The organism is Saccharothrix sp. NRRL B-16348, assembly GCF_001280085.1.
GTDB lineage: Bacteria > Actinomycetota > Actinomycetes > Mycobacteriales > Pseudonocardiaceae > Actinosynnema.
Map to the genome: position 1 here is coordinate 72,539 of NZ_LGED01000204.1, position 12,376 is coordinate 84,914.

At 71.7% G+C, this 12,376-nt stretch carries 18 protein-coding genes and 1 pseudogene; 8 read left to right on the top strand and 11 right to left on the bottom strand.

Annotated features, from left to right (window positions below; genetic code table 11):
- The first annotated feature begins 9 nt into the window (after positions 1-9).
- A complete protein-coding gene (locus ADK67_RS23425; protein ID WP_053718626.1) occupies positions 10-489 on the top strand; it encodes a DUF2771 family protein in 480 nt (159 codons plus the stop codon).
- Positions 490-703: 214 nt separating this feature from the next.
- Here ADK67_RS23425 and ADK67_RS23430 read toward each other — a convergent pair whose 3' ends face one another.
- Positions 704-1,090 (bottom strand): cold-shock protein, encoded by a 387-nt coding sequence (locus ADK67_RS23430; RefSeq protein WP_053718627.1) that lies wholly within the window; start codon positions 1,088-1,090, stop codon positions 704-706.
- Between the two features lie 126 nt (positions 1,091-1,216).
- On the opposite strand from ADK67_RS23430, the gene ADK67_RS23435 reads away from it, so the two are divergent.
- Positions 1,217-1,408: a hypothetical protein gene (locus ADK67_RS23435; protein ID WP_053718628.1), complete on the top strand. Its 192-nt coding sequence runs from the start codon at positions 1,217-1,219 to the stop codon at positions 1,406-1,408.
- On the opposite strand, the gene ADK67_RS23440 is transcribed toward ADK67_RS23435, so the two are convergent.
- Entirely contained in the window at positions 1,374-2,021 is a 648-nt protein-coding gene (locus tag ADK67_RS23440; protein WP_053718629.1) for an HAD family hydrolase, read from the bottom strand. The two genes, ADK67_RS23435 and ADK67_RS23440, sit on opposite strands and share 35 nt — an antisense overlap.
- Before the next feature lie 36 nt (positions 2,022-2,057).
- On the opposite strand from ADK67_RS23440, the gene ADK67_RS23445 reads away from it, so the two are divergent.
- The gene (locus ADK67_RS23445; RefSeq protein WP_197289581.1) at positions 2,058-2,603 is read left to right on the top strand and encodes a TetR family transcriptional regulator; all 546 of its coding nucleotides are present in this window, start codon (positions 2,058-2,060) and stop codon (positions 2,601-2,603) included.
- 138 nt (positions 2,604-2,741) lie between these two features.
- Here ADK67_RS23445 and ADK67_RS23450 read toward each other — a convergent pair whose 3' ends face one another.
- Both ADK67_RS23450 and ADK67_RS23455 read right to left on the bottom strand, forming a co-directional pair.
- Positions 2,742-2,960: a hypothetical protein gene (locus ADK67_RS23450; protein WP_053718631.1), complete on the bottom strand. Its 219-nt coding sequence runs from the start codon at positions 2,958-2,960 to the stop codon at positions 2,742-2,744.
- A 3-nt stretch (positions 2,961-2,963) separates the two neighbouring features.
- On the bottom strand, positions 2,964-3,938 hold the full coding sequence (locus tag ADK67_RS23455; protein ID WP_053718632.1) for a Gfo/Idh/MocA family protein: 975 nt from the start codon (positions 3,936-3,938) through the stop codon (positions 2,964-2,966).
- 32 nt (positions 3,939-3,970) lie between these two features.
- Here ADK67_RS23455 and ADK67_RS23460 point away from each other — a divergent pair, with 32 nt between their 5' ends.
- A complete protein-coding gene (locus tag ADK67_RS23460; protein WP_053718633.1) occupies positions 3,971-4,345 on the top strand; it encodes a YccF domain-containing protein in 375 nt (124 codons plus the stop codon).
- A gap of 15 nt (positions 4,346-4,360) precedes the next feature.
- On the opposite strand, the gene ADK67_RS23465 is transcribed toward ADK67_RS23460, so the two are convergent.
- Together ADK67_RS23465 and ADK67_RS23470 are read right to left on the bottom strand one after the other, a co-directional pair.
- Positions 4,361-4,744 (bottom strand): VOC family protein, encoded by a 384-nt coding sequence (locus ADK67_RS23465; RefSeq protein ID WP_053718634.1) that lies wholly within the window; start codon positions 4,742-4,744, stop codon positions 4,361-4,363.
- Between the two features lie 49 nt (positions 4,745-4,793).
- Positions 4,794-5,585, bottom strand: a complete 792-nt coding sequence (locus tag ADK67_RS23470; protein ID WP_053718635.1) for a metallophosphoesterase — start codon at positions 5,583-5,585, stop codon at positions 4,794-4,796.
- A gap of 154 nt (positions 5,586-5,739) precedes the next feature.
- Between ADK67_RS23470 and ADK67_RS23475 the strand changes: the two genes are divergently transcribed.
- Positions 5,740-6,219, top strand: coding sequence for a hypothetical protein (locus tag ADK67_RS23475; RefSeq protein ID WP_053718636.1), 480 nt, complete (start codon positions 5,740-5,742; stop codon positions 6,217-6,219).
- Here ADK67_RS23475 and ADK67_RS23480 read toward each other — a convergent pair.
- From ADK67_RS23480 to ADK67_RS23490, 3 genes are all read right to left on the bottom strand, one after another.
- Positions 6,124-6,861, bottom strand: coding sequence for a maleylpyruvate isomerase family mycothiol-dependent enzyme (locus ADK67_RS23480; protein ID WP_053718637.1), 738 nt, complete (start codon positions 6,859-6,861; stop codon positions 6,124-6,126). The two genes, ADK67_RS23475 and ADK67_RS23480, sit on opposite strands and share 96 nt — an antisense overlap.
- A gap of 95 nt (positions 6,862-6,956) precedes the next feature.
- Positions 6,957-7,763, bottom strand: coding sequence for an HAD-IIA family hydrolase (locus ADK67_RS23485; protein WP_053718691.1), 807 nt, complete (start codon positions 7,761-7,763; stop codon positions 6,957-6,959).
- Between the two features lie 18 nt (positions 7,764-7,781).
- Positions 7,782-8,246: a MarR family winged helix-turn-helix transcriptional regulator gene (locus ADK67_RS23490; RefSeq protein WP_053718638.1), complete on the bottom strand. Its 465-nt coding sequence runs from the start codon at positions 8,244-8,246 to the stop codon at positions 7,782-7,784.
- Between the two features lie 129 nt (positions 8,247-8,375).
- Here ADK67_RS23490 and moaA point away from each other — a divergent pair, with 129 nt between their 5' ends.
- The 3 genes from moaA to ADK67_RS23505 all read left to right on the top strand — a co-directional run bounded on the left by moaA (position 8,376) and on the right by ADK67_RS23505 (position 10,720).
- Positions 8,376-9,434 carry a GTP 3',8-cyclase MoaA gene (gene moaA / locus ADK67_RS23495; protein ID WP_053718639.1) on the top strand — a complete coding sequence of 353 codons (1,059 nt, stop codon included), beginning with the start codon at positions 8,376-8,378 and terminating at the stop codon, positions 9,432-9,434.
- Between the two features lies 1 nt (position 9,435).
- A complete protein-coding gene (locus tag ADK67_RS23500) occupies positions 9,436-9,690 on the top strand; it encodes a MoaD/ThiS family protein (RefSeq protein WP_053718640.1) in 255 nt (84 codons plus the stop codon).
- Positions 9,691-10,069: 379 nt separating this feature from the next.
- Positions 10,070-10,720: a transglycosylase family protein gene (locus ADK67_RS23505; protein ID WP_053718641.1), complete on the top strand. Its 651-nt coding sequence runs from the start codon at positions 10,070-10,072 to the stop codon at positions 10,718-10,720.
- Between the two features lie 279 nt (positions 10,721-10,999).
- Here ADK67_RS23505 and ADK67_RS55395 read toward each other — a convergent pair.
- Both ADK67_RS55395 and moaC read right to left on the bottom strand, forming a co-directional pair.
- Positions 11,000-11,901 (bottom strand): annotated as a pseudogene (locus ADK67_RS55395) (molybdenum cofactor biosynthesis protein MoaE).
- The gene (gene moaC, locus ADK67_RS23520; RefSeq protein ID WP_053718644.1) at positions 11,898-12,371 is read right to left on the bottom strand and encodes a cyclic pyranopterin monophosphate synthase MoaC; all 474 of its coding nucleotides are present in this window, start codon (positions 12,369-12,371) and stop codon (positions 11,898-11,900) included. The pseudogene ADK67_RS55395 and the gene moaC overlap by 4 nt, the downstream one beginning before the upstream one ends.
- Positions 12,372-12,376: the final 5 nt, after the last annotated feature.

Genomic DNA, 12,376 nt, shown 5'->3' on the forward strand with positions numbered 1-12,376 from the left:
TCGACCGCCGTGCGCCGAGTCCTGATCCCCGCGTCGCTCCTGGTCCTCGCCGGTTGCGCGGCGCCACCCACCGCCCCCGAGGTGACGTTCTACGCCGACGGCAAGACGATCAACGTCAAGCCGTCCCAGTACTGCGACCTGCAATCGGAGAACTGCGACGTCGCACCGGACGCGGTCGGCGTGCTGCGCGTGCGCCCGGGCAAACCGGTCCAGATCTCCGTCCCGGGCGACCTCGCGGACACCGCCTGGTCGGTGAAGTTCACCTACCGCAACGCCCAAGGCGAACCCCAAGAACCACTGCGCAGCAAACTCTTCACCGAACGCGACCCGAAGTTCGCCTACACCCTCGTGCTCCCGAACCCCGACGACCAACTGGAAAGCGTCGAGGTCCAGCAATACGGCGCCCGAATCGAGTCCAGCACCACCGGCGCGTTCGACTTCGTCGCCCGGGGCACCTGGGTCCTCTCCGTAGACGACCGCTCCCACTAGCCCCACACCCACGAACCCACCGGCCGCACAACGGACCCGCCACACCCCCACCTAGGCCCGATTTGACATGGGTTCGGGTGCTTTAGGCTGGTCGAAGCCGGCAGGCCTGGCGGGACGCTTTATCCCGCCGGGCCTGCCGGCTTTGGCCTGCCTGGAGTGCCCGTAAGGGCCCCATGTCAAATCGAGCCGAACAGCACCACACACCGCCGAGTGACTACGGATCCAGCTCCCGAGCCACCGCCCGAACCACCTCGGCGATCAGCTTCGTGTTCTTCCGCTCCGGGTACCGCCCCCGCCGCAGCTCGGGCTGCACCTTGATCTCCAGCAGCTTGATCATGTCCTCGATCAAGCCGTGCAGCTCCTCCGCCGGCCGACGACGCGCCTCGGCCACCGACGGCGCCGGGTCGATCAGCCGGACCGACAGCGCCTGCGGACCGCGCCTGCCCTCGGCCATGCCGAACTCGATCCGCTGACCGGCCTTCAAGCCCTCGACACCCGGAGGCAGCGCGGATTTCCGCACGTAGACGTCTTCGCCACCGTCCTGTGTGACGAAGCCGAAGCCCTTCTCCGAGTCGTACCACTTGACCTTGCCGGTCGGCACCGTTCTCACCAATCCTTATGCGATCACACGACGAACGCGCCCTGGGCGTGCCCAAGGCGCGTCCCACCAGACTATCCAGAACACCACGACCGGGGCACCTCCGATCGCGCGACTACGCTGCAGCCCATGTCGACCCCGAAGCTGATGCCGCCGGCAGTGGCGTTGTTCGTGCTCGGCGTGGCGGCCATCGTCGCGATGTTCATCGCCGGCGAACCCGGCCTGCCCGCCTGGGTGTTCGCCGCGGGCTGGCTGCTCGCCCCCGCGGGGCTCGCGCTGGCCGTGTTCAGCGCGGTGCGGAGCGCCCGGCCCCGGCGCTGAGCAGCCGGTCGGCGTTCGCCCGCAGCCACCCCGGGAACTCCGTCAGGTCGGCCAGCACGACGTCCGCGCCCTCGGCCGTCAACTCCTCGGCGTCGCACGGCCCACTCACCACTCCAACGGCCACTGCCCCGGCCGCCTTCGCGCCGCGCACGTCACCCACGTGGTCGCCCACGTACACCGCCGCGCCGTGCGCCTTCAGCGCCTCGGCCTTGCCGGTCGACCACAGCTCGCCGAACAGGTGGTCCACTTCCCAGTCGAACGCGGCCAGGTGCAGCGCCGCGTTGGCCCGGTACTTGCCGGTGACGACGATCGTCGTCCCGCCCAGCTCACGCACCGCCGCAAGCGCTTGCGCCGCGCCCGGCAGGGCGACCGTGGCCGGGATGACGACGTCCGGGTACAGCTCGCGGAACCGCGCGATCAACCCCGGGATGTCCTCTTCGACCACGCCGAAGTCGCGGTAGATCATGTCCAGGGGCGGGCCGAGGTTGGCGGCGAAGTGGGCGCCGTCCAACGGGTAGCCGCTCTCCGCCCCGACCGCGTCCATCACCGCGGCCATGCCGGGCCTGGGGTCGATCAACGTCATGTCCAGGTCGAATCCCACGGTCAGCGGCACGGTTCGCACCCTATGCGCTGTGCCAAGCTTTGCGCCGTGACGGAACTCACCCGGGCACTGCTCGACGCGGCGGTGGAGCTGATCGCGGCACACGGCTCACGTGGCCTGCGCATGGCGGAGGTCGCCGCCAAGGCGGGCGTGAGCAGGCAGACCGTCTACAACGAGTTCGGCAACAAGGAACGGCTCGTGCAGGCCGTGGCGCTGCACAAGACGGCCGAGTTCCTCGACGGCGTGCGCGCGCAGCTGCTGAGCACGTCCGACCCGTTAGAGGGCCTGCGCCGCAGCATCGGGTACGCGTTCGACCTGGCCGGCCGGGACGCGCTGGCCAGGTCCGTGCTGAACGGCGCGAACGCCGAGGACATGCTGCCGCTGCTGACCACCAAGGGGCGACCGGTCCTGACGCTCGCCACCTCGGTGTTCGCCCAGCACATCCGCAAGCACTGGCCCGCGCTGCCGGACGCGCGCGTGCACCTGATCGCGGACACGATCGTGCGGGTGGCGTTGAGCCACCTGCTCACGCCCGGCGGCCGCCGCGTCGAAGCGGTGGTCCAGGTGACGGAAGCCCTGCTCCCCGCACGCTGACCGCACCAACCCGCACCCGGCCGTCACCGCACCGCCGACACCACACCGCCGACACCACCGTCACCGCACCGCCATCACCGCTCGGCCATCACCGCACCACCGGCACCACGCACCAGCCGCACCACACACCCCACCCTGTCACCGACGGGCCGCGGCCCCGACCCGCCGCACCACCGGCGCCGTCCGGTGCACCCGCCGCGCACCCACCCGCCGCACGTCCGCCCGCCGCGGCGCCTCACGCCGCCGGACCGCCGCGGCACGCACCGGCTCGTCACCCGCCGAAGCTCTCCGCGAGAACACGACCAGCCCCGCCGCGCCCACCAGCCCGGCGACCGCGATCACCCACTTCTTGCCCATGCTCTAACCCACCGCCACGTCGTCGTAGGTCAGGCCCACCCGTTCGGCGGCCCTGGTCAGGGTGCGGAGGATCGCCAACGACTCGGCCGGCCGCATGGACGGGCTCTCCGTCTCACCCGCCCGCACCCGGTTCACGACCTCGCGCAGCTGCGGAACGTACCCCGCGCCCTCCTGCTCGTGGCGGTGCTCCACCCCGTTCACCACGATCCGGCTGGGGTTGAACACCGCTTCCGGCACCTCGACGAGCCCTCGCGTCCCGTACACGACCGCGCCGGACTTCAACGGGCTGACCAGCGACGACCCCAGCAACGCGTGCGCGCCGCCCGGGTAGCCGAGCAGCATCCCGATCTCGGCGTCCACGCCGTCGACCATCCGCCCGTGCGCCTCGACCGTCTCCGGCTCGCCCAGCAGCAGGTGCGCGAACGACACCGGGTAGATCCCCAGGTCGAACAGCGACCCGCCGCCCAGCGCCTTGTTCCACAGCCGGTGCGCCGGGTCGTGCTCCAGCGTGAAGCCGAAGTCGGCCCGGACCGACCGGACCTCGCCGATCTCGCCCGCCGCGACCAGCTCGGCCATCCGCACGATGAGCGGGTTGAACCGGGTCCAGATGGCCTCCATGAAGAACAGGCCGCGCTCGCGCGCCAGGTCCACCACGTCCTGGAGGTCCGGCAGGGTCAGCGTGGCGGGCTTCTCGCACAGCACGTGCTTGCCCGCCTCCAACGCCGCCCGGGTCACCGCGTGGTGCTGGACGTGCGGCGTCGCCACGTAGACGACGTCCACGTCCGGGTCGGCCAGCAGGTCGGCGTAGTCGCCGTAAGCACGCGGGATCCGGTGCTTGGCCGCGAAGGACTCGGCCTTGGGCAGGGCCCGCGACGACACGGCGAGCACCTCGACGTCGGGCAGCAGGAGGAGGTCACCGGTGACGACGTCGGCGATGCCGCCGGTCGCCACGACACCCCAGCGGAGTTTGTTCGGCACGGGACGGGAGCTTAATCGGGCAAGATGGGCGTGTGAGGCTCATCCTGAACCTGATCTGGCTGGTCCTGAGCGGCTTCTGGCTGGCCGTCGGGTACGTGGTCGCCGGCGTGGTGTGCTGCGTGCTGATCATCACCATCCCGTGGGGGCTGGCGTCGTTCCGCATCGCGAACTACGCGCTGTGGCCGTTCGGGCGCACGGTGGTCGACCGGCCCGGCGCCGGTGCGCCGTCCCTGATCGGCAACGTCGTGTGGATCATCGTCGCGGGGATCTGGCTGGCCATCGGCCACCTGGTCACCGGCGTGCTGCTGTGCGTGACGATCATCGGCATCCCGCTCGGGGTGGCGAACTTCAAGATGGTGCCGGTCTCCCTCATGCCGCTGGGCAAGGAGATCGTCAGCACCCCCTGAGCCGGCCCGCCGTCCTCAGCCGGTCACCTCGTGCAGGCACAGCACGTTGCCCTCGCTGTCGTGGAACCACGCCGCCTTCTCGGACCCGAACACGGCGACGTGGTTGACCGTCTTCAGCTCGGGCAGGTCGTAGTCCTCGAACCGGACGCCGCGCCGCTGCAGCTCGCCGATCTCGCCGTTCAGGTCGTCGACCTCGAAGCTGAGCACGGTGTGCCCGCTCTGCGCGCCCTCCTCGGCCGGCATCAGGCCGAGCACGTCGCCGCGGCCGAGCTCGAACAGGCGGGTGCCGTCCTCGCTGCCGCCGAGCGGTGTGAGGCCGAGCTGGTCGGTGTAGAAGTGGGAAGCCCTGTCCGGGTCGGTCACGGGCAGGATGGTCGTGGTCCGCGTCGCGGTGAGCATGGCGCTCCTCCTTGCGGGTGCAGCCATTCGGGGTAGGGACATGCTCCGCCTACTCCGCGTGCTCCGCAACCAGTTGGACGACCAGGCACGGGCCGCCGCTGTAGAGGCCCGCGTCCACGGCCAGCACCTTGTCGTCGGCGTAGCGCAGCGGGCCGTCGATCTGCTCCGGCGGCACGCCGAGCTGGTCGGCGATGACGCTGTGCCCGTGGACCACCTCGTGGCCGCCGAGCACGTCGAGCAGCTCGCCCGCGACGACCGCGCCGTCCGGGCCGCGGAACGCGTAGCGGGTCGTCATCTTGCGCCAGCACTCCCACCAGTGGTCCAGGTCGTCGCTCTTCAGCACGTCCCACACCGCCTCGTTGACCTCGTCGATCGTGTCGCCCCACTCGAGGTAGGCGAGGGTGTCGGAGTGCATCAGCAGGTGCCCGTCGACCTCGGTGAGCACCCGGCGCGACGTCAGCCACTCGATGTGGGCGTCGGTGAGCCGGTCCTGGTCGCTGCGCAGGCCGCCGTTGAGCAGCCAGCTGCGGGCGAAGCTGCGCGGGGTCGGCGCGCCGGGCACGTTGCGGTCGCCGAACCGGTGCATGCCCAGGAGCAGCACCTCGTGGTTGCCGATGAGCGCGTCGACCTGGCCGCCGCTCTGCTCTGCCAGCCGCATCACGAACTCGATCACCCCGATGCCGTCGGGGCCGCGGTCCACGAAGTCGCCGAGGAACCACAGCTCCGCGTCACCGCCGCACCAGTCACCGTCGGCGTCGACCAGGCCCGAGGCGTGCAGGGCGCGGGTCAGCTCGGCGAGGTGCCCGTGCACGTCGCCAACCACGAAGAGCGGTCGTTCCACACCTGCGACGATAAGCGACTCGGGGGCGTGGTGCGCAAAAGTCGATCAGCGCTCGGCCTGGACGCTTCGGCCGCACCGGCGCGAACCTCCCCCGTCGGGGTGAGATCCGGGTGGTTCGCCGTGACGAATGGCGGCCGGCTCGCTCTCATCGGCCATGAGAGAACAACTGGAACAGGTCGCGGGCGAACTGGACGAGGCGATGGTCGCGGTGGCCGCGCGGGCGGGCACGGCGTGGCACCCGTGGCAGCACATCGAGTGGCTGCGCCTCCAGGCCGACCTGCTGGACCGCTTGGGCGCGGCGTTCGGCGGCCCCGGCTCGTGCCGCGCCGAACTGCTGCGCGACCGGGCCGAACGCATGGCCGACCGGATCAACGGCATGCCCTACGCGAGCGGCGGCTTCCCCACTCCGCCCTCCGCCGCGAACGACATCCCGTCACCGGCTTCCCCCGGCACACCGCAGCCGCCCGGCACACCGCCGCACGCCACCGGCACACCGCACCCGCCCGGCACAGCGCGCACCACCGGAGCGGGCTTCCCGTCACGTCAGGTCGGGCCACCCGATCAACGCGTCCGCCTTCGCGCGGTCGCCCGTCACGGTCACCTCCTCCACCCCGAGCCGCCGCCACAGCAGTAGGTACAGCTGCTCGGCCGTCCCCTCGATCCGAACGTCCGCCGCACCCCCGGCGAGCCGCGCGGGCTTCGCCGACCCGTCCGTGCCGAGCAGCCACCTCGCGCCGGTGTCGGTCGCCGCCAACTCCAGCACCGCGGGCCCGCCCTCCCACGCCTTGCCGTGGAGGAAGCGCCCGAAGAACTCCTCGACCCCGTCCACGGCCAACTCGGCCGGGATCGACTTGACCGCGCCCGCCGCCCGCTGGGCGTCCCAGCAGTGCACGACCGCCTCGTGCGCCTGCCGCGACACCAGCGCCGCCGCCGTGTCGCGCCCTTCGTCGTTCCACCACACCCACACCGGCGCGTCCGGCCCGGCGCGACGCAGGTACTCCTCCTGCACGGCGACGTACCGCGCGCTGATCTCCCGCCACCCCCCGACCCGGTCCGGCCCGGTGTCGGCGGCCCGCCGCGCCGCCGCCTCGTCCGGGTACGCGCCCTTCGCCAGCACGACCGCGGTCCACCAGGCCTGCACCTCCGCCAGGTGCGCCACCAGGTCGCCGACCGTCCACCCAGGGCAGCTCGGCACCGGCGCGCCGAGGTTGCCCGCCACCGCCTCGGTGAAGGCCCCGCTGTACTCCTCGACGACCGCCAGGTGATCGATGCCCATGGCCGAGCACGCTAGCCCCGACCACCGACAATTCCGGGATAACCGCAGGTCGGGGGGGTGTGCGAACCAGCCGAGGCCCGCAGCACCCCGAGGTGTCAGCCCTGGTCCGCGACCTCGTCCGGGAACGGGTTGGCCGAGTTGCCGACCAGGTCCGCGATCGACTTGGCCACCCGCGTCGGCCGGTACGGGTACAGGTCGGCCGTCGACTCCGTCGAGATGCCGGTGAGCACCAGGATCGTGCGCAACCCGGCCTCCAGACCGGACCGCACGTCGGTGTCCATCCGGTCGCCGATCATCAGCGTGCTCTCCGAGTGCGCGCCCAACGCCCGCAGCGCCGACCGCATCATCAGCGGGTTCGGCTTGCCCACGTAGTACGGCGCACGGCCGGTGGCGCGTTCGATCAGCGCCGCGATCGAGCCGGTCGCGGGCAGCGAGCCCTCGCGCGACGGTCCCGTGGCGTCCGGGTTGGTCGCGATGAACCGCGCGCCCTCCTCCACCAGCCGGATCGCCTTGGTGATCGCGGTGAAGCTGTAGGTGCGTGTCTCGCCGAGCACCACGTAGTCCGGGTCGCGGTCGGTCAGCACGTACCCGATCTCGTGCAGCGCCGTGGTCAGGCCCGCCTCGCCGATCACGTACGCCGAGCCGCCCGGCCGCTGCGAGTCGAGGAACTTCGCGGTGGCCAGCGCGGACGTCCAGATCGCCGCCTCCGGCACCTCCAGGCCCGTGCGGGACAGGCGGGCCCGCAGGTCGCGCTGGGTGTAGATGGAGTTGTTCGTGAGCACCATGAACGGGATGTCGTTCGCGGTCAGCTCGGCGACGAACTCGCTCGCCCCCGGGATCGGGTGGTCCTCGTGGACGAGCACGCCGTCCATGTCCATCAGGTAGTTCCACTGAGCGGCCATGGCGGACATGCTGCCGGCTCAGGCCTCGATCACGCGCCGCCGGAACGTTTCGACGAGCGCCTGGTTGTAGCGCTCCAGGACGTCCCGCTCCTCCGGCGTGAAGCGCGACAGCACCTCGCGCAACGTCTCCTGCGCGCCCGCGAACAGGTCCTCGAACTTGCCCTCGTCGCCCACCGTGACCTCGACGAGCACCTTGCGCCGGTCGTGCGGGTCGCGGACCCGGCGCACGTACCCGGCGCGCTCCAGCCGGTCGATCACGCCGGTCACCGCGCCGGTCGACAGCCCGGACAGCTCGGCGATCCGGCCCGCCGTGATCGGGCCCTGCGCCCGCATGGCGAGGTCCAGGCACTTCTCGTCGGTCGGCGACAGGCCCATCCGCTCGGCGACCCGCGTGTGGAACAGGACGGTGAGCGCGCTGGTCTCCCGCGCGTAGACGCTGAACCGCTCCAGCACGTCCGCGGGCACCTCGTGCTCACTGGTCATGTCAGGCAATTTAGCGTTCCGCCTCCACGTTCCGGCGAACGTGTTCGGCATCCTTGTCCAAGTCACCGCCCGCCGCCGTCCCCCATTTCCATCAGCACCCACAAGTGTCAGCCGATTACCCTGGTAGGGGTGACAGCTGTCGAGTTGGGGCTACCCGTCGTACCCGGCAACCCGGACACGTCCGAACGGCCGGACTCACCCCTGCTGGTGGACCGGTTCGGCCGGGTCGCCACGGACCTCCGCGTGTCGTTGACCGACCGCTGCAACCTGCGCTGCACCTACTGCATGCCCGCCGAGGGCCTGGACTGGCTGCCGAAGCCGGACCTGCTCTCCGACGAGGAGCTCACCCGCCTCATCGGCATCGCGGTGACCCGCCTCGGCGTGACCGACATCCGGTTCACCGGCGGCGAGCCGCTGCTGCGGCCCGGGCTGGACGACGTGATCGCGGCGACCGCGGCGCTCGACCCCCGGCCACGCATCTCGATGACCACGAACGGGTTGACCTTGGCCAAGCGCGCCGCCGGGCTGGTCGCCGCGGGCCTCGACCGGGTGAACGTCTCGCTCGACACGCTCGACCCGGAGCGCTTCCACCGGCTCACCCGCCGCAACCGGCTGGGTGACGTGTTCGCGGGCCTGGCCGCCGCGCGCGAGGCCGGGTTGGCGCCGGTCAAGGTGAACACGGTGCTGATGCGCGGCGTGAACGAGGACGAGGCCGTGCCGCTGCTGCGCCACTGCCTGGAGCACGGCTACCAGCTGCGGTTCATCGAGCAGATGCCGCTGGACCCGCAGCACGGCTGGAACCGCGACGACATGGTCACCGCCGAGGAGATCCTGGCGGCGCTGCGCACCGAGTTCACGCTGACGCCCGAGCCGGGCGAGCGGGGCGGCGCGCCCGCCGAGCGGTGGCTGGTGGACGGCGGCCCGGCGGTGGTGGGCGTGATCGCGTCGGTGACGCGGCCGTTCTGCGCGGCGTGCGACCGGACCAGGCTCACCGCCGACGGCCAGGTGCGGAACTGCCTGTTCAGCCAGTCGGAGACGGACCTGCGGGCGTTGCTGCGCGGCGGCGCGTCGGACGAGGACGTCGCGCACGTGTGGCGCGGCAACTCGTGGGCCAAGGCGGCCGGGCACGGCATCAACTCGGCCGGGTTCAGCCAGCCGGACCGGCCCATGAGCGCGATCGGAGGGTGAGTTGCGGCTGACGGTGCGGTACTTCGCGGGGGCGCGCGCGGCGGTGGGCGTGCCCGACGAGAGCTTCGAGCTGCCCGGCGACGCGGCCACGGTGGAGGCCGCGATCGAGGCGGTCCGGCGCCGGCACGGCGCGAAGGTGGCCCGCGTGCTGCCCGCGTGCAGCTTCCTGTTGGACGGTGTGGCCGTTCGCGATCATGACACGGCCGTGTGTTCCGGGGCACAACTCGACGTGTTGCCGCCGTTCGCCGGAGGATGAGTCTTCTCCACTCTTGCGGGTTAACACGTGAGCTAAACCTCACTTACGGTGATTGATCTCGGTGAATCTCGGAACGGAAACAGACCGGTAACGGTGCCCTGAGCTGGCTAAACGGTGCGCTCGGGGAGTCACTCTGTCGCGTTACAGTGACGTGCGTCACATGGCAGATCATTTGGCGTGAGCCTCCCGGTTACGTACCGTCGCTTCTCGGTTGGCCCCGACCGACCAGAGCTAGACCGGGACGCCTCGCACCGAACCTGTCCAACGGTGTCCCGGAACACCCCCGAGCGAGAGACAACCACCGGACAGGGATCAAGCCGAACGGCGTACCGGGCCCGAACCCGAGCCGGTCGAGCAGGTGCGGGTGGACGAGAGGGAAATGGCTTCTTACCGAGGCAAGCACCGTCCGACCACCAGTTCCACCGCCCGGAGCATCGCGAAGGTCGCCGTCGCCGGCGTCATCGTGGGCGCCCCGCTGGCCATGGCCGCCGGCACCGCGAACGCGCAGTCCGTGAACTGGGACGCGGTCGCCGCGTGTGAGAGTGGCGGCAACTGGAGCATCAACACCGGCAACGGCTACTACGGCGGCCTGCAGTTCCTGCCGTCCACGTGGACCTCGCACGGCGGTTCCGGCATGCCCCACCAGGCTTCCCGCGAGGAGCAGATCCGGGTCGCCGAGAACGTGCTGAAGACCCAGGGCATCGGCGCCTGGCCCGTCTGCGGGCCCAAGGGCCTCGGCGGCGCCCCCGCCCCCGCGCGGACCGCCCCGGCCCCGGCTCAGCCGCGTCAGGCCGCCCCCGCGCCCGTCCAGCAGTCCGCGCCGGTCCAGCAGGCCCCCGCGCCCGTGACCGTGGCGCTGCCGTCCTCCAACCCGAACGGCGACTACGAGATCAAGGCCGGCGACAGCCTGTCGAAGATCGCGGAGGAGCTGAAGGTCGAAGGCGGCTGGGCGAAGCTGCACGAACTCAACAAGGAGTTCATCCCGAACGCCGACCTCATCCTGCCGGGTCACAAGATCGCCACCAAGTGATCTGTGGCCGGCGCGAGTCGGTGCACGACGGAAGAGGGACCTCGGACCACCCCCCTCGGCGGTCCGAGGTCCCCGACCCGTTTCCCGGCTGAGGTCGCCGGTCAGCGCAAGGTCACGGGGGTCGCCGGGTTCGCCGGGGTTTCGCCGGTCAGGGCCTGCTGATGCGGCCGGCACCCCGGCCCGCGCTCACCGCCACCGCCCGCGGCCGTCGACCCCGATCGGCGGCCGTCGGCCCCGGGCACGCGGCCGTCGATTCCGACCAGCGGCCATCGGCCCTGGTCAGGGCATGTTGACCCACTCGTCGGTGCCGTCGGCGAAGACCTGCCGCTTCCACACCGGCAGCAGCCGCTTCACCTCGTCGACGAGTTCCGAGCACACCGCGAACGCCTCACCCCGGTGGTCGGCCGACACGGCGCAGGCCAGCGCCACGTCCCCGATCGCCAGCGGACCGACCCGGTGCGACACGGCGACCGCGCGCACGCCCTCGAACCGGGCCACCACGTCCGCCACCACCTCGGCCACCACCGCGCCGGCCGTCGGGTGCCCGACGTACTCCAGTTCGCGCACCGAACGCCCGTGGTCGTGGTCGCGCACCACCCCGGCGAACGTCACCACCGCGCCCGCCGCCGCGTGCTCCACGAGCTTCGCGTGCTCGTCCACGGACAGCGGTTGGTCGCTGACGGTCGCGCGCAGGACCTCGGTCATGCGTGGTCACCTCCGGACACCTGGTCGACGGCGTGCTCCAGCACGGTCGCGAGCACGTCCAGCCCGTCGCGCACCCCGCCGGTCGAACCGGGCAGGTTCACCACGAACGTGCGGCCCGCGACACCGGCCACCCCGCGCGACAGCACGGACGTCGGCACGCGTGGCCAGCCTGACACGCGGATGGCATCGGCCACACCCGGCACCTCGAAGTCCAGCACCGCCCGGGTCGCCTCCGGCGTGCGGTCGGTGGGGCTGACGCCCGTGCCACCGGTCGTGATGACGACCGCGACACCGTCCGCCACGGCCGCGCGCAGTGCGTCGGCCACCGGCTCGCCGTCCGGCACGACCACCGGGTCGGGCACGTCGTAGGACCGCTCCCGCAGCCACGCCACGATGATCGGCCCGCCGCGGTCGGCGTACACGCCGGCGGACGCCCGGTTCGACGCCGTGATCACCCGCGCGGTCCTGGCCGTCACGGGCGCTCCCACAGGCCGGTCTTGCCGCCTTCCTTGCGCTCGACCCGCACCGCGTCCAGCGACGCCGCCGGGTCCACCGCCTTCACCATGTCGTGCAGCGTCAGCCCGGCCACCGACACGGCCGTCAACGCCTCCATCTCCACACCCGTGCGGTCCGTCGTGCGGACGGTCGCGGTGATGCGCACCTCGCCGTCACCCAGCACCAGGTCCACCTTCACCCCCGACAACGCGATCGGGTGACACAGGGGCACCAGCTCCCACGTCCGCTTGGCCGCCATGATCCCGGCGATGCGGGCGGTGGCGAGCGCGTCGCCCTTGGGCAGCCCGTCGCTGCCCAGCAACGCCACCACCTCGTCCGTCGTGCGCAGCACACCGGACGCCACCGCCGTGCGCGTGGTCGGCTCCTTCTCGGACACGTCGACCATGCGCGCCGCGCCGGCGGCGTCCAAGTGGGTGAACTGGTTGCTCATGGTGC

Bases quoted from the DNA above. Each gene is read 5' to 3' on its own strand.
- ADK67_RS23505 (WP_053718641.1), top strand. From the start codon at position 10,070: ATGGCTTCTTACCGAGGCAAGCACCGTCCGACCACCAGTTCCACCGCC.
- ADK67_RS23480 (WP_053718637.1), bottom strand. From the start codon at position 6,861: ATGGGCATCGATCACCTGGCGGTCGTCGAGGAGTACAGCGGGGCCTTC.
- ADK67_RS23450 (WP_053718631.1), bottom strand. From the start codon at position 2,960: ATGGGCAAGAAGTGGGTGATCGCGGTCGCCGGGCTGGTGGGCGCGGCG.
- ADK67_RS23485 (WP_053718691.1), bottom strand. From the start codon at position 7,763: ATGGCCGCTCAGTGGAACTACCTGATGGACATGGACGGCGTGCTCGTC.
- ADK67_RS23475 (WP_053718636.1), top strand. From the start codon at position 5,740: ATGAGAGAACAACTGGAACAGGTCGCGGGCGAACTGGACGAGGCGATG.
- ADK67_RS23465 (WP_053718634.1), bottom strand. From the start codon at position 4,744: ATGCTCACCGCGACGCGGACCACGACCATCCTGCCCGTGACCGACCCG.
- ADK67_RS23490 (WP_053718638.1), bottom strand. From the start codon at position 8,246: ATGACCAGTGAGCACGAGGTGCCCGCGGACGTGCTGGAGCGGTTCAGC.
- moaC (WP_053718644.1), bottom strand. From the start codon at position 12,371: ATGAGCAACCAGTTCACCCACTTGGACGCCGCCGGCGCGGCGCGCATG.
- ADK67_RS23435 (WP_053718628.1), top strand. From the start codon at position 1,217: ATGTCGACCCCGAAGCTGATGCCGCCGGCAGTGGCGTTGTTCGTGCTC.